At 60.4% G+C, this 22,564-nt stretch carries 19 protein-coding genes; 7 read left to right on the forward strand and 12 right to left on the reverse strand.

Translation table 11 applies throughout. The annotated features are described in order from the left end of the window. The first annotated feature begins 40 nt into the window (after nt 1-40). Complete coding sequence (thrC, locus tag ACM6IQ_RS18160; RefSeq protein WP_414879472.1) at nt 41-1,450, forward strand: threonine synthase; 1,410 nt, start codon at nt 41-43, stop codon at nt 1,448-1,450. Between the two features lie 256 nt (nt 1,451-1,706). Beyond that, complete coding sequence (locus tag ACM6IQ_RS18165; protein ID WP_414879473.1) at nt 1,707-1,991, forward strand: DUF3509 domain-containing protein; 285 nt, start codon at nt 1,707-1,709, stop codon at nt 1,989-1,991. A 175-nt stretch (nt 1,992-2,166) separates the two neighbouring features. Here the strand turns inward: ACM6IQ_RS18165 and ACM6IQ_RS18170 are convergent, their stop codons facing one another. Beyond that, complete coding sequence (locus ACM6IQ_RS18170) at nt 2,167-3,030, reverse strand: TIGR02285 family protein (RefSeq protein ID WP_017340261.1); 864 nt, start codon at nt 3,028-3,030, stop codon at nt 2,167-2,169. Between the two features lie 58 nt (nt 3,031-3,088). Beyond that, the gene (locus ACM6IQ_RS18175) at nt 3,089-4,288 is read right to left on the reverse strand and encodes a CaiB/BaiF CoA transferase family protein (protein WP_017340260.1); all 1,200 of its coding nucleotides are present in this window, start codon (nt 4,286-4,288) and stop codon (nt 3,089-3,091) included. A gap of 137 nt (nt 4,289-4,425) precedes the next feature. On the opposite strand from ACM6IQ_RS18175, the gene ACM6IQ_RS18180 reads away from it, so the two are divergent. The 3 genes from ACM6IQ_RS18180 (at nt 4,426) to ACM6IQ_RS18190 (ending at nt 8,110) form a co-directional block, all read left to right on the forward strand. After that, entirely contained in the window at nt 4,426-4,968 is a 543-nt protein-coding gene (locus ACM6IQ_RS18180; RefSeq protein WP_007944886.1) for a YaeQ family protein, read from the forward strand. Nucleotides 4,969-5,026: 58 nt separating this feature from the next. Then, nucleotides 5,027-6,736 carry a single-stranded-DNA-specific exonuclease RecJ gene (gene recJ / locus ACM6IQ_RS18185; protein ID WP_150630870.1) on the forward strand — a complete coding sequence of 570 codons (1,710 nt, stop codon included), beginning with the start codon at nt 5,027-5,029 and terminating at the stop codon, nt 6,734-6,736. A 267-nt stretch (nt 6,737-7,003) separates the two neighbouring features. Continuing rightward, nucleotides 7,004-8,110 (forward strand): NADH:flavin oxidoreductase/NADH oxidase, encoded by a 1,107-nt coding sequence (locus tag ACM6IQ_RS18190; RefSeq protein ID WP_150638931.1) that lies wholly within the window; start codon nt 7,004-7,006, stop codon nt 8,108-8,110. Nucleotides 8,111-8,242: 132 nt separating this feature from the next. Here the strand turns inward: ACM6IQ_RS18190 and ACM6IQ_RS18195 are convergent, their stop codons facing one another. Next, nucleotides 8,243-9,868: a glucan biosynthesis protein D gene (locus ACM6IQ_RS18195; protein ID WP_414879474.1), complete on the reverse strand. Its 1,626-nt coding sequence runs from the start codon at nt 9,866-9,868 to the stop codon at nt 8,243-8,245. A 412-nt stretch (nt 9,869-10,280) separates the two neighbouring features. Between ACM6IQ_RS18195 and ACM6IQ_RS18200 the strand changes: the two genes are divergently transcribed. Further along, on the forward strand, nt 10,281-10,466 hold the full coding sequence (locus ACM6IQ_RS18200; RefSeq protein ID WP_017340256.1) for a hypothetical protein: 186 nt from the start codon (nt 10,281-10,283) through the stop codon (nt 10,464-10,466). A gap of 90 nt (nt 10,467-10,556) precedes the next feature. Here ACM6IQ_RS18200 and ACM6IQ_RS18205 read toward each other — a convergent pair whose 3' ends face one another. From ACM6IQ_RS18205 to ACM6IQ_RS18245, 9 genes are all read right to left on the reverse strand, one after another. Next, nucleotides 10,557-11,063, reverse strand: coding sequence for a Bro-N domain-containing protein (locus ACM6IQ_RS18205; RefSeq protein WP_414879475.1), 507 nt, complete (start codon nt 11,061-11,063; stop codon nt 10,557-10,559). Between the two features lie 429 nt (nt 11,064-11,492). Next, complete coding sequence (locus ACM6IQ_RS18210) at nt 11,493-12,977, reverse strand: APC family permease (protein WP_414879476.1); 1,485 nt, start codon at nt 12,975-12,977, stop codon at nt 11,493-11,495. A 234-nt stretch (nt 12,978-13,211) separates the two neighbouring features. Then, nucleotides 13,212-14,636: a gamma-aminobutyraldehyde dehydrogenase gene (locus ACM6IQ_RS18215; RefSeq protein WP_414879477.1), complete on the reverse strand. Its 1,425-nt coding sequence runs from the start codon at nt 14,634-14,636 to the stop codon at nt 13,212-13,214. Nucleotides 14,637-14,725: 89 nt separating this feature from the next. After that, nucleotides 14,726-15,535 (reverse strand): ABC transporter permease, encoded by an 810-nt coding sequence (locus ACM6IQ_RS18220; RefSeq protein WP_414879478.1) that lies wholly within the window; start codon nt 15,533-15,535, stop codon nt 14,726-14,728. Beyond that, the gene (locus ACM6IQ_RS18225) at nt 15,525-16,472 is read right to left on the reverse strand and encodes an ABC transporter permease (RefSeq protein ID WP_017336648.1); all 948 of its coding nucleotides are present in this window, start codon (nt 16,470-16,472) and stop codon (nt 15,525-15,527) included. The genes ACM6IQ_RS18220 and ACM6IQ_RS18225 overlap by 11 nt, the downstream gene beginning before the upstream one ends. Nucleotide 16,473: 1 nt before the next feature. Then, a complete protein-coding gene (locus ACM6IQ_RS18230) occupies nt 16,474-17,511 on the reverse strand; it encodes an ABC transporter ATP-binding protein (protein ID WP_017336649.1) in 1,038 nt (345 codons plus the stop codon). Nucleotides 17,512-17,732: 221 nt separating this feature from the next. Further along, a complete protein-coding gene (gene ydcS / locus ACM6IQ_RS18235; protein WP_017336650.1) occupies nt 17,733-18,884 on the reverse strand; it encodes a putative ABC transporter substrate-binding protein YdcS in 1,152 nt (383 codons plus the stop codon). An 82-nt stretch (nt 18,885-18,966) separates the two neighbouring features. Then, nucleotides 18,967-20,424 carry a gamma-aminobutyraldehyde dehydrogenase gene (locus ACM6IQ_RS18240; RefSeq protein ID WP_017336651.1) on the reverse strand — a complete coding sequence of 486 codons (1,458 nt, stop codon included), beginning with the start codon at nt 20,422-20,424 and terminating at the stop codon, nt 18,967-18,969. A gap of 129 nt (nt 20,425-20,553) precedes the next feature. Continuing rightward, nucleotides 20,554-21,468, reverse strand: coding sequence for a LysR family transcriptional regulator (locus ACM6IQ_RS18245; RefSeq protein ID WP_008072897.1), 915 nt, complete (start codon nt 21,466-21,468; stop codon nt 20,554-20,556). 186 nt (nt 21,469-21,654) lie between these two features. Here ACM6IQ_RS18245 and ACM6IQ_RS18250 point away from each other — a divergent pair, with 186 nt between their 5' ends. Next, nucleotides 21,655-22,377 (forward strand): tellurite resistance TerB family protein, encoded by a 723-nt coding sequence (locus ACM6IQ_RS18250; RefSeq protein ID WP_414879479.1) that lies wholly within the window; start codon nt 21,655-21,657, stop codon nt 22,375-22,377. Nucleotides 22,378-22,564: the final 187 nt, after the last annotated feature.

A 22,564-nucleotide genomic window follows, 5' to 3' on the forward strand; every position in this document is an offset into this window, starting at 1 on the left:
GCGGGCCCGGGTTTGCGAACACTGTCTATTGGAGCCAGTCATGCGTTATATCAGTACCCGCGGCCAGGCACCGGCCCTGAATTTCGAAGACGTCCTGCTGGCCGGTCTCGCCACCGACGGCGGTCTGTACGTCCCGGAAAACCTGCCACGTTTCACCCAGGAAGAAATCGCTTCCTGGGCCGGCCTGCCGTATCACGAGCTGGCCTTCCGGGTAATGCGCCCGTTTGTCACCGGCAGCATTCCTGATGCCGATTTCAAAAAGATTCTCGAAGAAACCTACGGCGTGTTCTCGCACAGCGCCGTCGCACCGCTGCGTCAGTTGAACGGCAACGAATGGGTGCTGGAGCTGTTCCACGGCCCGACCCTGGCGTTCAAGGACTTCGCTCTGCAGCTGCTCGGTCGTTTGCTCGACTACGTGCTGGAAAAACGCGGTGAGCGCGTGGTGATCGTTGGCGCGACGTCCGGCGACACCGGTTCGGCCGCCATCGAAGGCTGCAAGCACTGCGAAAACGTCGACATCTTCATCCTGCACCCGCACAACCGCGTGTCCGAAGTGCAGCGTCGCCAGATGACCACGATCTTCGGCGAGAACATCCACAACATCGCCATCGAAGGCAACTTCGATGACTGCCAGGAAATGGTCAAGGCGAGCTTCGCCGACCAGAGCTTCCTCAAAGGCACCCGCCTGGTGGCGGTGAACTCGATCAACTGGGCGCGGATCATGGCCCAGATCGTTTACTACTTCCACGCAGCCCTGCAGCTGGGTGGCCCGGCGCGCTCGGTGTCGTTCTCGGTGCCGACCGGCAACTTCGGCGACATCTTCGCCGGTTACCTGGCGCGCAACATGGGCCTGCCGATCAACCAGTTGATCGTCGCCACCAACCGCAACGACATCCTGCACCGCTTCATGAGCGGCAACCAGTACGTCAAGGAAACCCTGCACGCCACACTGTCGCCGTCGATGGACATCATGGTGTCGTCGAACTTCGAGCGTTTGCTGTTCGACCTGCACGGTCGTAACGGCGCGGCGATCGCCGGGTTGATGGATTCGTTCAAACAAGGCGGTGGTTTCAGCGTTGAACAAGAGCGTTGGACCGAAGCGCGCAAACTGTTCGATTCGCTGGCTGTGGATGATGCGCAAACGTGCGAAACCATCGCCGAGGTTTACGAGCAGACGGGTGAATTGCTGGATCCGCACACGGCTATCGGCGTGAAGGCTGCGCGTGAATGCCGTCGCAGCCTGGATATCCCGATGGTGATTCTTGGCACTGCTCACCCGGTCAAATTCCCGGATGCGGTGGAGAAGGCTGGCGTCGGTAAAGCGCTGGAGTTGCCTGTTCACCTCGCTGATCTGTTTGAGCGGGATGAGCGGTGCACCGTGTTGCCGAATGACTTGAAGGCTGTTCAGGCGTTTGTCAGTCAGCATGGCAATCGTGGAAAGCCGCTTTAACCAGGCCTTTTACATATCCATTGCTTCGGTAACGGCGGAACCCATAGCCGCCGTTACCGAAGAAACGGAAATACACCCAATCCCAATCCTCACTGCCCACATACACAAACCTGTCATCTCCCCCATGCATGCTCCATCAACCAGAGACGCCGACGCGTCTGCATCTGGAATCCAGAACTTTCTTCTCGGGCCGGTGGTCATTTACTGTAGACCTGCCCCAGGCACTTCGTTTTCGGACTATTGAGTGGTGATCGAGATGGAAAGTATCAGTCTATTGCTCGGTGAGGCGCTGAGCCCGTATCAGGTAACGTTGACCCCATCAGGCACCCACGGCGAATACCTGGTGACACTGAAGAGCTCGACCGGCGCCATCGTGGTCGAACGGGAATTCAATCAGGCTCAGTTGAGCGACAAACGTCTGCTCACGGATGTGGTCGACGGTTTGCATCGCGACCTGATGATTGCCGAAGGACGCCTGGAACCCTGCGTTATCGCGGCGTTGCGCAATGCGGCACAGGACAAGGTCCTGGGCCGGCCGTAAGTGAATTATGTTTTAAGGGAACCTTACGGGCCCAAGGTCAGTCAGAGGATGTAACAGCAGGATCAAGCATTGTGCTCCGGTGCTTGCCGTCCTGTTGCTACTGGTCTTTTTGTAGACCACGTTTAACCCCGAGTCGTCTCCCCACTTCTCGGGGTTTCTTTTTGCTCGCGATTTGTCATTGCTGGGCCTGTTGCTCGAAATACTTCCTGGATTCCTCCAGGTAGGCACCGCGACTTTCCGGGTCGAGCCACGCAGCGTAAGCCTCGCTCAAGCGTTCATGGGGCATTTTGCGCAGCAGTTGATTGATCTCGATAATCGCTTGCCGGCCTTTTGGCGTGTCGGTGCAGCCGATGTATCCAGACAAGAATTTCTCGGCGCCGCGAATCGGGTAGAACTGCAATTCATCCTCGGCGATCCCTTGCTGTTGGGCCTGGTAGCGGATTTCCGGACGGTATCCCAGCAGCAACCGCAAGCGCCCCAGGCGCTGCATCTGCAACAGACTGCCCAAGGCGTCATTGCCGTAGTGCGAGGTAAGAGAGTCAGCCGGTGCTTGCTTGAGCAGTGTGTCGAGGTAATCGCCGTAGTTACGCTCGGCGATAATGCCCAGCTTCTCGCCACCATTCGCCAGGAAGGCTGCCAGGTCCAGTTCACCGTCCTGGATGAAGGGCGCGAGCGTTTCGCGGTCAACGCGTCGCACGGCCACGCCGTTACCCATGGCTCGAAACACTGGAGTGGAAAACGCGATCCAGCGTTCGCGTTCCTTGCTTCGGTTCAGCGCCGCATCGCAGGTAAGGGACGGCTCGTAGAGCATTTGCAAGGCGCGAGCACGGTTGACCCGCATCAAGGTGTGTTCGTATTGCGGCATCCCCGCGATCAACAGCGGCAACAGTTGATCGATGACGCCCTGGCTCTTTTTCGGTCCTTCGAAAATCGTCAGCGGTGGCAGATCCCGCAACAGCCAGATTATGGTTTCCTTGGGCTGCGCCATCGCCGACGAGGTCGAACCGACGAGCAGAACTGTTGTCGCGAACGCGCACATCACCCTCCTGCTGTGCGACAGGCTGTCTGTGATATGCCGCGAAAGCAGGCGCTTGAGCCTAGATGGCCCCGTCTTCACGCAGCTTTGCGATCTGTTCCTTGTCATAGCCAAGATCGGTGAGTACCTGCGCATTGTGTTCGCCCAACTGCGGCCCGACCCATTCCGAACTGCCGGGTGTCTCTGAGAGTTTCGGCACGATTCCCGGCATCTTGAAATCTTTGCCGTCCGGCAGCTTCGCTTTCAGGAACATTTCCCGCGCCAGGTACTGCGGATCACTGAACATGTCTTCGGCGCTGAAGATCCGGCTGGCGGGGACATCGGCCTGATTCAACCGCTCGATGACGGTGTCCAGCGGCAATGCGTTGACCCACCGATCAATCACCCCATAAATCTCGTCGCGCCGGCTGTCACGTCCGTCGTTACTGGCCAGGGCCGGGTCATTGGCCAGGTCTTCGCGGCCAATGATCAACATGAATCGCTTGAAAATCGCATCGCCATTGGCGCCGATCTGCACATGTTTGCCATCAGCGCTGGTGTGAATCGAGGAGGGGGTGATGCCGGGCATGATGTTGCCGGTGCGTTCACGGATGAAGCCGAACACGTCGAACTCCGGGACCATGCTTTCCATCATGGCGAAGATCGCTTCGTACAGCGCCACATCCACCACTTGACCCAGACCGCCGTTGACCTCGCGATGACGCAAGGCCATCAACGCGCCGATCACGCCCCAGAGCGCGGCAATCGAATCGCCGATGGAAATCCCGGTGCGAACGGGTGGGCGATCCTCGAAACCGGTGATGTAGCGCAGGCCGCCCATGGATTCACCGACGGCGCCAAACCCCGGCTGATCCTTCATCGGCCCGGTCTGGCCGAAACCTGAAAGGCGCACCATGACCAGTTTCGGGTTCAGTGCGTGCAAGACATCCCAGCCCAGACCGAGCTTTTCCAGCACGCCGGGGCGAAAATTCTCGATCAGGATGTCGGCTTCACCGAGCAGCTTTTTCAGGATCGCCAGCCCGTCCGGGTGTTTCAGGTTCAGGGTCAGGGACTTCTTGTTACGCGCCTGAACGAACCACCAGAGCGACGTGCCTTCATACATTTTTCGCCATTTACGCAACGGATCGCCGCCGTCGGGGGACTCGATCTTGATCACTTCGGCACCGAATTCGCCGCAGATGCGCGAGGCAAACGGCCCGGCGATCAAAGTGCCCAATTCGATGACTTTCAGACCTGAGAGTGGTTTGGCGGTGAACGGCATACTGGATCCTGTAGGACAAAGGCTTGGCTGATAGAGCGTTTTAGCACAGCCCGCTGTCAGTCGCTCAAGGTTGATGGCCGCGAAGCCTGTCGCATCGGTTAGACTTGCCGCCTTTCCACGTATCAAGAAGCCCGTTCATGGCCCAGCCGTCCACGACCTACAAGTTTGAACTGAACCTCACCGACCTCGACCGCAGCGTTTACGAGACGGTGAAGCAGACCATCGCCCGTCACCCGTCGGAAACCGAAGAGCGCATGACCGTGCGGCTGCTGGCCTACGCCTTCTGGTACAACGAGCAGCTGTCGTTTGGCCGTGGTCTGTCAGACGTGGATGAACCCGCCCTGTGGGAAAAGAGCCTGGATGATCGCGTCCTGCACTGGATCGAAGTCGGCCAGCCAGACGCCGATCGCCTGACGTGGTGCTCGCGCCGCACCGAGCGCACCAGCCTGCTGGCCTACGGCAGCCTGCGTGTCTGGGAAACCAAAGTCATCCCGGCGATCAAGAACCTGAAAAACGTACACATCGCCGCGGTTCCCCAGGAAGTCCTGGAAACCCTGGCCAAAGACATGCCGCGCGTTATCAAGTGGGATGTGATGATCAGCGAAGGGACGATTTTCGTCACCGACGACCGTGGTCAGCACGAAGTCCAGTTGCAGTGGCTGAGCGGCGAACGCGGCTGAGTGTTCACCGCGTCATCCGGTTTTATCCTACGTATTCAAGAGAAGCACCTGTCACCCCATGCGCATCGAACCTCGCCTGTTGCCCGATACCCTGCCATTCCTCGGTGATCTGCCGCCGCTGCTGACCCGCCTGTATGCGGCGCGGGGCGTGCTGTCCGAGGCTGAACTGGACAAGAGCCTGGCGCGGCTGATTCCGTTCCAGCAGCTCAAAGGCATCGATGCCGCGGTGGATTTGCTGGTGACGGCGCTGGAGCAGCGGCAGCGGATTCTGATCGTCGGCGACTTCGACGCTGACGGCGCGACGGCCAGTACGGTCGGCATGTTGGGCTTGCGCCTGCTGGGCGCGGCGCATGTCGACTACCTGGTGCCGAACCGTTTCGAGTACGGCTACGGCCTGACGCCGGAAATCGTTGAAGTGGCGCTGACCCGCACACCGCAGCTGCTGATCACCGTGGACAATGGCATCTCCAGCGTCGAGGGTGTGGCGGCGGCGAAAAAGGCTGGCCTCCAGGTGCTGGTCACCGATCACCACTTGCCCGGCGACGAACTGCCGCTGGCCGATGCGATCGTCAATCCCAACCAGCCGGGTTGCGGGTTTCCGAGCAAGGCCTTGGCGGGTGTCGGGGTGATTTTCTATGTGTTGATGGCCCTGCGCGCGCGTCTGCGCAGCCTTGGCTGGTACGAGAGCAAACCGCAGCCGAACATCGGTGAGTTGCTGGATCTGGTAGCGTTGGGCAGCGTCGCCGACGTGGTGCCGCTGGATGCCAACAACCGGATTCTCGTCCACCAAGGCCTGGAGCGAATTCGCGCCGGGCGTGCACGACCGGGTATCAAAGCCATCCTCGAAGTCGCCAAGCGCGACCACACGCGTATTACCTCGACCGATCTCGGGTTCATCGTCGGCCCGCGCCTGAACGCGGCAGGGCGGCTGGATGACATGAGTCTGGGCATCGAATGCCTGCTCACCGAAGATGCCGCTCTCGCCCGGGAAATGGCCGTACAGCTCGACGGCATGAACCAGGACCGCAAATCCATCGAGCAAGGCATGCAGCGCGAGGCGCTGGCCCAGCTCAAGGACTTGCCGGTTGAATCGATGCCGTTCGGCTTATGCCTTTTTGACCCCGAGTGGCACCAGGGCGTCATCGGAATCCTCGCTTCTCGTATGAAAGAGCGCTATTTCCGTCCGACGATTGCCTTTGCCGACGCAGGCGATGGCATGCTCAAGGGCTCGGGGCGTTCGGTTCAGGGCTTCCACATTCGCGACGCCTTGAGCGTGGTGGCGGCGCAGCACCCAAACCTGATCAGCAAGTACGGCGGCCATGCCATGGCGGCAGGGTTGACCTTGCCGGAGGCGAATTTTCCGCTGTTTGCCGAAGCCTTTGACGCCGAAGTGCGTAGGCAATTGCGCGAAGAAGACCTGACCGGGCGTTTGCTGTCGGACGGGACTTTGGCCGTCGAGGAATTTCATCTCGAACTGGCGCGTGCGCTGCGGCATGCCGGGCCGTGGGGACAGCACTTCCCGGAGCCATTGTTCCATGGGGTGTTTCAGTTGGTCGAACAACGGGTTGTCGGCGAACGGCACCTCAAAGTGGTGCTGAAAAGCGAATGCGGCTCGGTGAAGCTGGACGGCATCGCTTTTGGAATCGACCGCGATATCTGGCCGAACCCGACGATCAAATGGGTGGAACTGGCCTACAAACTCGACCTTAACGAGTTTCGCGGGAATGAGACGGTTCAGCTGATGATTGCCCACATCGAACCGCGTTGACCCCATCGCCAGCAAGCCGGCTCCTGGGGGATTTGCGCACACCCTGCAGGGGCCTGTTTGCTGGCGATAGCGATTTCTCGGTCGCCGAATCTCTCGGAACCCTCCCTCATCCCCCATTGTCGACTAGGCTCTAAGCACTGCTTGATAATCCTTGTGACGTCTTGTCAATTTTTTGCCCGCGGGGGCGGGTGCTGCACCTTTTTCCTGTCACTCGTCGACTTTTCAAACAGAACCCTGGAGCCTGCCCACTGAGACGAGAGGTGCCCCATGAGTCTGCTGCTTGAACCCTATACCCTTCGCCAACTGACCTTGCTGAACCGCATTGCCGTATCACCAATGTGCCAGTATTCAAGTGTCGATGGCCTGGCCAATGACTGGCATCTGGTACACCTCGGCAGCCGTGCTGTCGGCGGCGCCGGTCTGATTTTTACCGAAGCCACGGCCGTCACCGCCGATGGACGCATCACCGCCGAAGACCTCGGCTTGTGGAATGACGAACAGATCGAGCCGCTGCAACGCATCACTCGCTTCATCGCCGCCCAAGGCGCCGTCGCCGGCATTCAGTTGGCCCACGCCGGGCGCAAGGCCAGCACCCATCGGCCTTGGATTGGCAAGCACGGTAGTGTCAAACCTGAAGACGGCGGCTGGACACCCGTTGGCCCTTCGCCGATTGCGTTCGACCCGCAGCACACACCACCGAAGCAGCTCGATGAGGGCCAGATCGCCGAGGTCATTCAGGCGTTCGTTGACTCAGCGAAGCGCGCGCTGACCGCCGGTTTCAAAGTCGTCGAAGTCCACGCCGCCCACGGTTACCTGCTGCACCAGTTTCTATCGCCCTTGAGCAATCAGCGGCGCGATCAATATGGCGGTTCGTTCGAGAATCGTATTCGGCTGGTGCTGCAAGTCACCGAAGCAGTGCGTGCGGTGTGGCCAGAGGAGTTGCCGGTGTTCGTGCGCGTGTCGGCCACCGATTGGGTGGAAGACGGCTGGAATCCTGATGAAACCGTTGAACTGGCGCGACGCCTCAAAGACCTGGGCGTGGACCTGATTGACGTCTCCTCGGGCGGCACGGCGGCCAACGCGGAAATTCCTACAGGTCCCGGTTATCAAACCCGCTTCGCCGAACGTGTGCGCAAAGAGTCAGGCATTGCGACCGGCACGGTAGGAATGATCACCGAACCGGCGCAGGCCGAGCACATTCTGCGCACCTGTCAGGCCGACATCATCTTCCTCGCCCGTGAGCTCCTGCGCGACCCGTACTGGCCGTTGCATGCCGATGACGACCTGGGAGGGCGCAAGGCCATTTGGCCGGCGCAGTATCAACGGGCGACGCACAGGGATCAGCCGATTCATGAGTCGGATTTGCGTGACTGAGTGATGCGGTAAAAGCAAAAAGCCCCGATCAGGTTGATCGGGGCTTTTGTTTGTCTGGGGGGTATTCATTGACTGTGCTGCAGTCTTCGCGAGCAGGCTCGCGAAAAGACCTGCCCAGACAACCCTCTTGCTTCAGGTGTACTTACGCTTCTCCGGCGCCGGCGGGAAGTACTGATACAACCAGGTCTCGCTCAGCGTCCGGTCATTGGTGCGAATGAACAACCGCAGCTCCACCGGGGCCACACTGTCATTGGTCGGGAACCAGTCAAACGTAATCCGGTAGCCCTTGATGTCATCCAGCACCAGCACGTTGAAGTCTTTGACCTCACCGTTGGAGCACGTCACTACCGGCTCAATGCCTGTGCCTTCAGGCAAGCGGTCCAGACCGCCGCCAGTGAAGTCCACCGCAAACCGGCGTGCCCAGACCTCCGGATAATGTTCGCCCGGTGCCCAGCCCTCAGTGAAGCCGCCCATGCCCGAACGGGTCGCGGCGACCCGCGCCAGTGGCGTACCGACCGGCGGCAGCGCGCTCCAGTACAGCTTGTAGCCGTAATTCAGGGAATCGCCGGCGGCGACCGGTTTTTTCGGGGTCCAGAACGCGACGATGTTATCGAGGGTTTCGCCGGTTGTAGGAATTTCCAGCAGATCGATAGAGCCTTCGCCCCACGCGGTTGTAGGTTCTACCCACAGGCTTGGGCGTTTGCTGTACCAGTCGACGGTGTCCTGATAATTGGCGAACTCGTGATCGGTCTGCACCAGACCGAAACCTTTCGGGTCGGTGTCGGCGAAGGCGTTGAATTGCAGGGTGGCCGGATTGTTCAGTGGACGGCAGATCCACTCGCCATTGCCACGCCACATCGCCAGGCGATCCGAATCATGGATCTGCGGGTGAATGGTGTCGCACATGCGCCGCTCGTGGGTGCCGCAGCTGAACATGCTGGTCATCGGTGCGATGCCCAGTTGTTCGATGGCGGTGCGTGCATTGATGTGAGCGTCAACCTCCATCACCACGCGTTCGGCCTGGCAATCGATGTCGAACCGGTAGGCACCGGTCGCGCTCGGCGAGTCCAGCAGGGCGTACACCACGAAACGGGTGCTGTCCTTGTCCGGGGTCTCGAACCAGAACTTGGTGAAGTCCGGGAATTCCTCACGTTTCTTCGCGTAGGTATCGACCGCCAGACCACGGGCCGACAGACCGTACTGGCCCGTAGCATCTACCGCGCGGAAATAACTGGCGCCGAGGAACGACAACACGTCATGCCGGTCCAGCTCAGGCGCTTTGAACAGCTTGAAACCGGAAAAACCCAGGTCACCCGTGAGCTGCTTGGTATCGACGGTGGTTTTTTCATAGTTGAACAGCGAAGGGCGGAAATGCACCTCGCGCGATTGACGCGTCTTGGGGTCGACGCTGTACATGCGCACCGGCTGCTTGAAACCCATGCCGACGTGGAAAAAATGCACGTCCAGCTGACCTTTCAAATCCTTCCACAAGGAATGATTGGCGTCGTAGCGGATCGCGTTGAAATTTTGCGGGGTCATGGTCGCCAGCGTCGGCGGCAGCACCTGCTTGGTGTCCTGATAGCGGTTGCCGGCAAGTTGCTTGGCCTGGATTTTCAGGGTTTCGAAGTCGAAGGCCTGAGCCTTGCCATCCGCCGTTTCATTCCCGGCCCAGGCGCGGGCAGCGAGCAAGCCAGTGGCGGACAAACCAGTGTAGGCAGCGATGGCCATGGACGCTTTGAGCAAATTCCTGCGGTGCATAAGTACAACCTGTCGTGAACAATCCCGCGCCGTTCCTGGCACGTGCTGGATCAGAAATGGAGGTTCGGACATGCCTTCGGCCAAACGCAACGGACTTTAAACAGATGCCAAATAGCTTAAACCGTTCGGTGGCAGAGCAAAAATGATTGATGGCGTGACGATAGCATCGCAATGAAACAAGACGTTTCGGTTAACGTTTCCCACAGAGATTTCTGATTTACAGGGCATTTCTGCTTTTTTCGACTAATTACTCTAAAAACCGCTTTTCAGCGCCAATTTACTTCCTATCCTATGGGCATGACCGGTTTCTGCCCTCAGGCCGGTGGGATTCAGTTGTACAAGGACGCGGCTGAAAAAGAGAAGGGCGATGCGGTATCTGAAGTTTTCTTTGACGTAAAGAGGGACATCGTCCATGTCGAAAGTACAAGGCATTACCGAAATGTTGGGGATCTTCCCTTGCCTGGGTATCGGGCGGCGAAGGCGTCGGCTTAATTCCGAGGAGTTGAAACTGGTGGAGCGGTATCGCGAGTTGTCGGAGAGTGACCGGATCGCGATGCGGTATCTGGTGGATGCGATGCGTAGTGTTTCGCGGTTTTGAGTCGAGGTGGTTACCGTGAAAGCCATTTAATAGATGTACCCAAACTGAAGGGGCGGACTGTGAAGTCTGCCCCTTTTCATTGGCTGTGCTTCAGCTGCAAGTGCCCATGATTGGAAACGGCCGCTGTGCCTGGACCAGATCCGGCATGTCCCGCCACTTGATCCAGGCCGACTGTTGCCAGTGCAGCAGCGGCACCGAGAGCCCGCCCCATTGCAACGAACTCAGGCTAGGCATGTTTTCCACAGGTGCCGCGTTCGACTCACGCAGCGCAGGTATGACTTCGTTACTCAGCCATTGGCGCAGGTTGCGGTTTTCCGGGACAAAATGGTGGACCAGCAATGCGTACATTCCAGACTCGCTGACCATGAGTGATTCGACGGTTTTGCCGTTTTTCAGCAGCCAGACATATCGACGCTGATCGGGATCGAGTTTTTGGGTGAGTCGCTGGTCCAGCGGGCGGCCCATCAAACGTCCCAGGTCGTGGACACAGAACCAGGCTTGGTTTGCTTGGATGACGGCGTGGAGGAAACGGTTGTGGCGGGGGAAGATGGTTGGGGTGAAGTAGGAGACGGCTGCGGTTTTTGTGTGCTCTGACATGACTTAAATTCCGTTTTGAATTGGAAAGTCACCACCAACCCTTCGACAGGTTGGGTGGCGAACCGAGTGGCGTTCGAAGTCGGGACACTTCCAGGTCAAAACGGAAGCCGAAAGGCCCGCGCCACACGGCCCGCCATAAAGCAGAACTAGAGGTAGAAAAGCAGCCACAGTTCTATGGGGGCACGTAAGCACCGTTCTGACATTTCCCGGCTTCGACTCCGGATCGCTGATTTTGCAGCGACGGGACAAAGCCTATCGGTCAGGCGCTCGCAGCGGCAAGTCTACTCTGGCGACGCGTGTCGTAGGAATTAGAGCCTTTGCGAGAAGGCTTGGTCTGTAGGATTTTCCTGTTTTTGCACGAAGCGTAAAACTGGAGTCTGAGGCGCCAAGCTTGCCCCGGGAACCCACAGAATCCCGGGGCAATCGTTCTTAGCGACTAACCTTCCACGCATCCCCCGCAGGCGCCGCGCCATGGTCATACGGCTTGGCAATCCACATATAAAGCAGCCCCAACCCAATCACGATCGCCGTACTCAACACCATCGCATAGTTGATGTACCACGCTGCATCCGGCGTGCGCGGCCAGGCCATGTTGATGATGGCGCCGACACCATAAACCAGCGCGCCGATGTTCACCGGCCAACCCCATGCGCCGAGGGTGAATTTGCCGCTCGGTTTCCAGCCCTTCAGGCGTGCATACAGCGCGGCGAGGACGATCATCTGGAACGCCAGGTAGATGCCGATGGCGGCGAAGCTGACGATGGTGGCCACCGCGTCTTGCAGGAAGAAGCCGAGAATGATGATCAGCGCCGGCAGGACGCCGGAGACGAACAACGCGGCAACCGGAACCTGGGTTGTAGGGGAAATCTTCTTCAACAGTGAGCTGCCGATGACCATTTCATCCCGGGCGTAGGAATACAGCAGACGACTCGCCGCCGCTTGCAGGCTGATGACGCAGGAGATGAAGGAAATCATCACCACGCCCATCACCACTTTCGAACCGACCGGGCCGAAGGCGTTGTTGAGGATGGTGGTGACCGGGTCTTTGTCGGTGCCGTTGATCACCGCTTGCATGTCCGGCACGGCGAGGATCAGCGCCAGGCAGGCGAACATCGCCGCGATGCCGCCGATGTAGATGGTCATGCGCATGGCCACCGGGATCTGCTTGCTCGGGTTCGGGGTTTCTTCAGCCACGTCGCCGCAGGCTTCAAAGCCGTAGTACAGGAACATCCCCGCCAGCGAGGCGGTCAGGAAGGCCGGCAGGTAGGAACCATCAATGCTGATGTCGAAGGTGTTGAACAGCACGCTGATCGGTTGATGGCGTTCGAAAATCAGCAGGTACACGCCGACGATCACCGCGCCGACCAACTCGCAGAGAAAGCCGAACATGGCGATCCGCGCCAGCACTTTGGTGCCGCTGAGATTGACCAGTGTGGCGAACAGCGTCAGCACCAGAGCGATGACGATGTTGGTGTTACCGCTGGGTTCAAAACCCATCATCGCGGCCAGGTAAGGTCCTGCACCCACGGCAACGGCAGCGATGGTGACGCACAGGGCGATGGAGTAGATCCAGCCGACCATCCACGCCCAGCGTTTGCCCACCAAGCGGCGAGCCCATGGGTAGACGCCACCGGAAATCGGGAACTGCGAGACCACTTCACCGAAGATCAGGCACACCAGCAACTGGCCGCAACCGACCAGCAAATAGGCCCAGAACATCGGTGGCCCACCGGCGGCCAGGCACAGGCCGAAGAGGGTATAAACCCCTACGACCGGCGAGAGGTAAGTGAAGCCCAGGGCGAAGTTTTCCCACAGGCTCATGCTGCGGTTGAAGTTGGACGTGTAACCCAGCTTGAGGAGTTGCTCGGCATCGCTGTCGGCAGCGGCTGCAGAGAGTTCGGGGATGGCGTTCATGGTGTGTTAGCTCCGGAAAATCGGCAGATTTCGGATGTCCGAAACCGTGGCGGGGCCTTGGCGGCGCTGCCCGGATCGGTGGTTATTGTTTTGGTTGTCTGCGTTGAAACCTGGTGGTGCGTGTTGCCGGTTTCGGCCCTGAAACCGAGTTGACGCCATCGCTGGCAAGCCAGCTCCCACAGGTCCGCGTCGTGCACAAAAACCTTTGTAGGAGCCGGCTTGCTCGCGAAGCTTTTAGTGCTTGAACATCACATGCCGCACAACGGTGTAGTCCTCCAGCCCGTACATCGACATGTCCTTCCCGTAGCCGGACAATTTCTGACCGCCGTGGGGCATTTCGCTGACCAGCATGAAGTGCGTGTTCACCCAGGTGCAGCCGTACTGCAAGCGCGCCGACAGGCGATGCGCACGACCGACGTCGGCGGTCCACACCGACGACGCCAGGCCGTAGTCCGAATCGTTGGCCCAGCCCAGCACCTGCGCTTCATCGGCGAACTTGGTCACCGACACCACCGGCCCGAACACCTCGCGACGGACGATTTCGTCGTCCTGCAGCGCGTCGGCCAGCACCGTCGGCTCGAAGAAGAAACCATTGCCTTCAACCGCCTTGCCGCCGGTGATCAAACGGATGTGCGATTGCGCCATGGCGCGTTCGACAAAACCGGCCACCCGGTCGCGGTGCTGCGCGGTGATCAGCGGCCCGAGTTCGGTCGACGGGTCATCCTGCAGGCCGTACTTGATGCTACTGACCGCCGCGCCGAGCTTCTCGACGAATCTGTCGTAGATGCCTTCCTGCGCATAGATGCGGCAGGCCGCGGTGCAGTCCTGCCCGGCGTTGTAGAAACCGAAGGTGCGAATGCCTTCCACGGCGGCGTCGATGTCGGCGTCGTCGAAGATGATCACCGGGGCCTTGCCGCCCAGTTCCATGTGCATGCGTTTGACGCTGTCGGCGGTGCTGGAAATGATGTTCGAACCGGTGGCGATGGAGCCGGTCAGCGACACCATGCGCACTTTCGGGTGGGTGACCAATGGGCTGCCGACGGAAGGACCACGGCCGAACACCAGGTTGAGTACGCCGGCCGGGAAGATTTCCGACGCCAGTTGCGCCAGGCGCAGCGCGGTCAGCGGGGTCTGCTCCGACGGCTTGAGCACCACGGTATTACCGGCGGCGAGGGCCGGGGCGATTTTCCAGGCGACCATCATCAGCGGGTAGTTCCACGGCGCGATGGAGGCGATCACGCCCACCGGATCGCGGCGGATCATCGAGGTGTGGCCGGCCAGGTATTCACCGCCGGCCGAGCCGCTCATGCAACGGCTGGCGCCGGCGAAGAAACGGAACACGTCGGCAATCGCCGGAATCTCGTCGTTCAACGCGGCGCTGTAGGGTTTGCCGCAGTTGTCGGATTCGAGTTTGGCCAGCTCTTCGCCGTGGGCTTCGATGGCGTCGGCGAGTTTGAGCAGCAGCAGCGAGCGCTCCTTGGGCGGAGTCTGCGACCAGCTGTCGAACGCGGCGTCGGCGGCGCGCACCGCGGCATCGACCTGGGCTTCGCTGGCTTCGTTGATTTCCACCAGCACGCGACCGAGGGCCGGGTTGAACACCGGTTGGGCGGGGCCTTCGCCGTCGAGCAGTTGGCCGTTGATCAAGAGTTGGGTTTGCATGGTTCTGTCCTCTTCGGAACTGTTGTTTTCTTCTGTAGGAACCGGCCCAAATGTGGGCGCGGGTCCCTACAGTGAGTAGTCGTTGTCAGTTATTTCCCGCCACTGCCCGCCACGCTCTCACCACCACGGGTCAGGTAATAGGCGCCGAGAATCGGCAGCATGGTCACCATCATCACCAGCATCGCGACGACGTTGGTCACCGGCACGTCCCGTGGGCGGCTGAGCTGGTTGAGCAGCCACAGCGGCAGGGTGCGTTCATGGCCGGCGGTGAAGGTGGTGACGATGATTTCGTCGAACGACAGCGCAAACGCGAGCATGCCGCCGGCGAGCATCGCCGAGCCCAGGTTCGGCAGGACGATGTAGCGGAAGGTCTGCCAACCGTCGGCGCCGAGGTCCATCGAGGCTTCGATCAAACTGTGCGACGTGCGGCGCAACCGGGCGATGACGTTGTTGTAGACGATCACCACGCAGAAGGTCGCGTGGCCGACGATGATGGTGAACATCCCCGGCTCGATGCCCAGCGTCTTGAACGTCGCCAGCAGCGCGATCCCGGTGATGATTCCTGGCAACGCGATGGGCAAAATCAGCATCAGCGAGATGCCCTGCTTGCCGAAGAAATCCCGCCGGTACAACGCGGCCGATGCCAGCGTGCCGAGCACCATCGCAATCAGCGTCGCCACGGAGGCGATCTGCAGCGACAGTTTGATCGCTTCCAGAACGTCCGGCCGTGAGAACGCCACGCCGATCCACTTCAGGGTGAAGCCCCTGGGCGGAAAGCTGAACGCTGCGTCTTCGGTGTTGAAGGCGTAGAGGAAGATGATCAGGATCGGGAAGTGCAGGAACACCAGTCCGCCCCAGGCTGCGATTTTCAGGCCTAAAGAAGCTTTCTCAGAGTGCATCGAAGGCCCCCAGTCGTTTGACGATGGTCAGGTAAATGGCGATCAGCACAATCGGCACCAGCGTGAAGGCCGCGGCCATCGGCATGTTGCCGATCGCGCCTTGCTGGGCGTAGACCATGCTGCCGACGAAGTACCCCGGCGGGCCCACCAGTTGCGGCACGATGAAGTCGCCCAGGGTCAGCGAAAACGTGAAGATCGAACCGGCGGCGATGCCCGGAATCGACAGCGGCAGAATCACCTGCATGAAGGTCTGGCGTGGCTTGGCACCCAGGTCGGCGGAGGCTTGCAGCAGCGAGGGCGGCAGACGTTCCAGCGAGGCCTGAATCGGCAGGATCATGAACGGCAGCCAGATGTAGACGAACACCATGAAACGTCCCAGGTGCGATGTCGACAAGGTGCTGCCGCCCACGCCCGGAATGCCCAGCACGAACTGCAAGACCGGCTCCAGTCCAAGGTGTTGAACGAACCACTGCGCCACGCCGCCCTTGGCCAGCAGCAAGGTCCAGGCATAGGCCTTGACGATGTAACTGGCCCACATCGGCATCATCACCGCGATGTAGAAAAACGCCTTGGTTTTGCCCGTGGTGTAGCGCGCCATGTAGTAGGCAATCGGGAACGCGACGATGGCGCTGGCGATCGACACCACGACTGCCATGCTCAAGGTGCGCAGGATGATGTCGAAGTTCGAGGGCTGGAACAGCGCGGCGAAATTGGCCAGGGTCAGGTCCGGCGTGACCGCCATGGTGAAGTCGTCGAAGGTGTAGAAGCCTTGCCACAACAGCACCAGCAGCGAACCGAGGTAGATCGCGCCGAACCACAACAGTGGCGGCACCAGCAGCAGCGCCAGGTAAAAATTCGGTCGGCGATACAGCAGGTTGGAAAACCTGCGCAACGGCGAGCCGCCGGCCGGCGTTTGAGGGAGAGCTACGCTGGTCATCTCACACCCCGCCGGCAACGGTGTCGTGCAGCGGGATCATCGCTTCCCGCGCCCAGCGTGCGCTGAGGCGTTGCCCGGTCTGATGCTGCGCGCTGACGTCCAGCCACTGGTTGTTGGCCTGGCTGATGTTCAGTGTCTGGCCGTTTTCCAGTTTCAGTTCATAGCGCGTGGCGCTGCCCTGGTACTGAATGTCGTGGAGTAAACCGCTGACTTCGATTTCGTGACTGGCCAGCGGGCCTTCGGCGAAACGCACGTGTTCCGGGCGGATCGAAAACGGCTGCGGATTGCCGCTGAGTTGCTGCGCCAGATCGCCGCGAATCACGTTGGAGGTGCCGACGAATTCCGCGACAAAGGTGGTCGCCGGTTTCATGTAGAGATTGCGTGGCGTGTCGACCTGCTCGATGCGCCCCTTGTTGAACACGGCCACGCGGTCAGACATCGACAGCGCTTCGGTCTGATCGTGGGTGACGAAAATGAACGTGATGCCGAGCTGGCGTTGCAGCTTCTTCAGCTCGCTCTGCATTTGCTCGCGCAGCTTCAAGTCGAGGGCGCCGAGGGGTTCGTCGAGCAGCAACACCCGTGGGCGATTGACCAATGCGCGGGCCAGGGCCACACGCTGGCGTTGACCGCCGGAGAGCTGCACCGGCTTGCGCTCGCCGTAGCCGCCGAGGGCGACCATGTCGAGGGCTTCTTCGGCGCGTTTGCGGCGTTCTGCCTTGCCGACGCCTTTGACTTTCAACCCGTAGGCCACGTTGTCGAGCACGTTCATGTGCGGGAACAGCGCGTAGTCCTGAAACACTGTGTTGACGTCACGCTCATACGGCGGCAGCCCGGCGGCTTCGTGACCATGAATCCGGATCGAGCCTGCGCTCGGTTGTTCAAAACCGGCGATCAGGCGCAAACACGTGGTTTTGCCCGAGCCGGAAGGGCCCAGCATGGAAAAGAACTCGCCGTCCTGGATGTCGATGGAAACCCGGTCTACGGCTTTCACTTCGCCGAATAGACGGGAAACGTTGGTGAACTGGACTGCAAGCGTCATGGTGCGGTGCTCCGAAAAGGCGAGGGCCGTCACAGCGGCCCCGCCAGGACATCTGAAAAATCTGAATCAGTTGGCGTGTGTGGCGAGGGAGCTTGCTCCCGCTGGGTGGCGAAGCCGCCCCAAAACCAGTCATGCGGCCTGTCATGCAGACCGCATCAGCCCTTTTGGGAGTGCTCCGCACTCCAGCGGGAGCAAGCTCCCTCGCCACGGGGGGCGGTGTGTTATCTGCCGCCCATGATCGCGATGTAGTCCTGGGTCCAGCGGCTGTATGGCACGAACTTGCCGCCTTCAGCCTGCGGGGTTTTCCAGAAGGCGATTTTTTCGAACTGGTCGAAACCGTTGGTCTTGCAGCCTTCGGCGCCGAGCAATTCACTCTCTTTGCAGCCCGCCGGAACCGACGGCAACGAACCGAACCAGGCGGCCAGGTCACCCTGGACCTTCGGTTGCAGCGAATGGTCCATCCACTTGTAGGCACAGTTCGGGTGTTTGGCGTCGGCGTGCAGCATGGTGGTGTCGGCCCAACCCGTGGCACCTTCTTTCGGAATGACCGAGGCCACCGGCTGCTTGTCCGCCACCAGACCGTTGACCATGTAGCCCCAGGTACTGGACGCCACGACGCCTTCGTTCTTGACGTCACTCATCTGCACGGTCGCGTCATGCCAGTAGCGGTGAATCAACGGCTGCTGTTTGCGCAGCAGGTCCAGCGCGGCTTTGTATTGTTCTTCGTTGAGCTGGTACGGGTCCTTGATCCCCAGTTCCGGCCGTTTCGCCTTGAGGTAGAGCGCCGCATCGGCGATGTAGATCGGACCGTCGTAAGCCTGGACCCGGCCCTTGTTGGACTTGCCGTCCGGCAGGGTCTGCTCTTCGAACACCACGCTCCAGCTGTCCGGGGCAGTCTTGAACACGTTGGTGTTGTACATCAGCACGTTCGGCCCCCACTGGTACGGAGTGCCAAAGGTTTGTTTGTTGACGACGTACCACGGGCCATCCTTGAGACGCGGGTCAAGGTTCTTCCAGTTCGGAATCAACGCGGTGTTGATCGGCTGTACGCGCTTGCCGACGATCAACCGCAGCGACGCATCGCCCGACGCGGTCACCAGGTCGTAGCCGCCCTTGGACATCAGGCTGACCATCTCATCGGAAGTGGCGGCCGTTTTCACGTTCACCTTGCAGCCGGTTTCCTTCTCGAAATCGGTCACCCAGTCGTAGGCCTTGTCGCTTTCGCCACGTTCGATGTAGCCGGGCCAGGCGACGATATCCAGCTGACCTTCGCCGGCACCGACGGCTTTCAGCGGTTCGGCGGCCTGGATGCTGGCGCTCGCCAGCAGCGCCGTGGTGATTGCACTGAGCAGTGCGGTCTTGTGCACGAACATGGGAATTCCCTCTTCTTTAATTATGGTCGGGGCAGTTGTGAACGTGGTGAAGCATGCCGTTGGCGGCTTGTTATTAGCGTAGTCAGAGATGTTGTCCGTGGCGCGCCATGATGTGCCGCACCACGCTGTAGTCCTGAAGCGAATCGCTGGAGAGGTCTTTGCCGTAGCCCGAGCGTTTCAGGCCACCATGGGGCATTTCGCTGACCAGCATGAAATGGCTGTTGATCCAGGTGCAGCCGTACTGCAGGCGCGCGGCGACCTGCATGGCTTTGTCGAGGTTCTGGGTCCAGACCGACGATGCGAGGCCGTATTCCGAGTCGTTGGCCCAGTCCACGGCTTGTTCGAGTTGGTCGAAACGGGTCACGGTCACGACCGGCCCGAACACTTCGCGCTGGACGATTTCATCGCTCTGTTTGCAACCGGCGAGCAACGTCGGTTGGTAATAGAAGCCGGCGCCGGAATGCACGGCCGCGCCGGTCACCCGCTCGATGTGCGGCTGGCCGAGGGCACGTTCGACGAAACTGGCCACGCGGTCGCGCTGGCGGGTACTGATCAATGGACCAATTTCGTTGTCGGCGTCGCGTTTGCCGGCGAAGCGCAGGCTGCTGACCGCTGCGCCGAGTTCGGCCACCAGTCGGTCGTGAATCCCGGCCTGTGCATAAATCCGGCAGGCGGCGGTGCAGTCCTGGCCGGCGTTGTAATAACCGTAGGTGCGCACGCCGTCGACCACGGCTTGAATGTCCGCATCGTTGCAGACGATCACCGGCGCCTTGCCGCCGAGTTCGAGGTGCGTGCGCTTCAGGGTTTTCGCAGCGGCTTGCAGGATTTTTTGCCCGGTGACGATATCGCCGGTCAGCGACACCATGCGGATTTTCGGGTGACTGACCAAGTGGCTGCCAACGCCTTCACCACCGCCACAAATGATGTTGATCACGCCGCGCGGCAGGATCTCCGCCAGTGCGGGCGCCAGGGCCAGAATCGACAGCGGCGTGTGCTCGGACGGTTTGAACACCAGCGTATTGCCGGCGGCGAGGGCGGGGGCGATTTTCCACGCGGCCATCATGATCGGGTAATTCCACGGCGCGATGGACGCAACCACCCCAATAGGATCGCGGCGCACCATGCTGGTGTAACCCGGCAAGTATTCGCCACTGAGCTGGCCGGTCTGGCAGCGCACGGCACCGGCGAAGAAGCGGAACACGTCGACCGTCGCGCTCAAGTCGTCCTGACGGGCCAGGTGCAAGGGTTTGCCGCAGTTCAGGGATTCGAGGCGGGCGAGCAGGTCGGCTTGTTTTTCGATGGCGTTGGCAATGTCCAGCAGCAGGTTCGAGCGCTGCTGCGGCGTGGTCCGCGACCAACTGGCGAACGCACGATGGGCCGCGAGGATCGCGGCTTCGACTTGCTCGGTGCTGGCTTCGGCGATGTGCGTCAGCACCTCGCCGGTGGCCGGATTGAGGATCGGTTCGACAAAACCCTGACCCGCGACCAGTTCGCCATCGATCAACAACGCGGTGAACAACGGGGTCTGCGTGCCAGCCATTTTTCGGGATCTCTTTTCTTGTGTGGCCATGCTGCTCCCAGTGACTGGGGCCGGCCGTCTTATAGATGCACCAAGACTAGTGCCCGGACCCGAGGTCGACAAATACTAAATACTGAAGGTGGCGTTCGATTAAATAGATGGCTTGCGCCCGCCGTGGGGTTGCTCGCGAGCGACCGTCAGAAACGGGTCCACCAGCGCCGGGCGCGCCGTGCCACGGCGCCAGGCCAGGCCGACGTCGAGGGTCTGGCTGAGATCGGCGATGGGCCGCGCTTCGATGATGTCGCCCTCCAATGACCATGGGCGGTACGTCATGTCGGGCTGGATCGACACGCCCAATCCGGCGGCGACCAGGCTTCGCACCGCCTCGGTCGAAGCGGTCCTGAGGGTGATGCGCGGTTGAAGCGACGCCGCCGACCACATGCGCTGGGCATTGCGATCCATTTCATCGACGTTCAGCTGTATCAGTGGCTCACGGGCGACGTCGGCGAGGTTGATGCTGTCGTGTTCCAGCAGCGGATGCTGGGCCGGCAACCATAATCGATGGGGCGAATGGGTCAGCACTTCCGTTTGCAGGGCGTGGCGGTCCTCGAGGTTGGAGAGGATCAGCACGCCGACATCGATCTCGCCGCTGACCAGCAAATGCTCGATGTACGGGCGCTCGTCCTCCATCACGCGGATCTCGACGTTGGGGTAGGCGCGTTGAAAACGGGTGAGCAAATCCGCGAGATAGTAACCGGCGACGAGGCTGGTCACGCCGATGATCAATTGCCCGGCGACCTGGTCGGTGCTTTGTTGCAGGCTGCGCTTGGCGTTGTCCACCGTCGCCAGAATCAAGTGCGCCTGGCGTAGGAATTGATGTCCTTGGTGGGTCAGAGTCATGCCCTTGGCATGACGGTTGAACAGTCCGACGCCGATTTCCTGCTCCAGTTGCTGGATGGCCAGGGTCAGTGTCGATTGGGAAATGAACGCAGTTTGCGCGGCGGCCGAGATCGAGCCGGTCTCAGCCACGGCGATGAAATGGCGAATCTGACGCAAGGTCATCATGAAGAATTACCCGGTGGGCGGTTTTTATAGATTCACTCGAGTGTATATCTTTTTATTCGATAGGCATTTTTGCGTTACAGGAGATGAGCAACATCTGGAAGCACTCTCACCGGGAAGGGATGGGCACTTTCGATCTAGGCTGGTGGCCTTAAGTGTCGGTAAACCCCTTTCGTGGAGGTGGCAAAAATGATTACCCGTGGATTGCTCGATCAACTACTCAAGTCCGGCCAGGACCTGCTGCAGAACAAGGCGGGTGGTGCACAGAACAAGGCTTCCAGCGGCGGCCTGGGTGGGCTGCTCGGCGGCAGCGGTGGCTCGGGCGGCCTTGGCAGTTTGCTCTCGGGCGCCGGTGGAGGTGCACTGGCGGCGGGCGCCATGGGGCTGTTGATCGGCAACAAAAAGGTTCGCAAAGTCGGCGGCAAAGTCGCCATTTACGGCGGCCTCGCAGCGCTGGGCGTCATTGCCTACAAGGCTTACGGTAACTGGCAGGCCCAGCAGGGCACTGCATCTCGGGGCGAACCGCAAACGGTGGACCGGGTTCCGGCCGCCCAGGTCGAGCAACACAGTCAGGCGATCCTCAAGGCGCTGGTGGCCGCGGCCAAGGCTGATGGTCATGTCGATGAGCGCGAGCGCGCGTTGATCGAAGGCGAGTTCACCAAACTCGACAACGATCAGGAGCTGCAACACTGGTTGCACGCCGAGCTCAACAAGCCGCTCGATCCAACCGATGTGGCGCGCGCCGCCAGCACCCCGGAAATGGCCGCCGAGATGTACATCGCCAGCGTGATGCTGGTGGACGAAGAGAACTTTATGGAGAAGTCCTACCTGGATGAACTCGCTCGGCAGCTGAAGCTGGAGCCGGGTTTGAAGGCCGAGCTGGAAAAGCAGGTACGCCAGGCTGCCCTTTAAGGCTCAAGATCGCCATCGTCGGAATGCCGCCCAGACCTAGCCCGCGATGGCGTCACCAGGCGCGTCACTTCATTCAAAGCCACCGCCAACGTTTTTCCTCGAGATGAGAAGCGCCACGCATCCGTCTTATAAATGAAACACCGCCCTCGGCTATACTCCCCGGCATTTGAAATGGCCCCGAGGACTG

This window comes from Pseudomonas sp. IT-P100 (genome assembly GCF_949767185.1).
GTDB lineage: Bacteria > Pseudomonadota > Gammaproteobacteria > Pseudomonadales > Pseudomonadaceae > Aquipseudomonas > Aquipseudomonas fluorescens_B.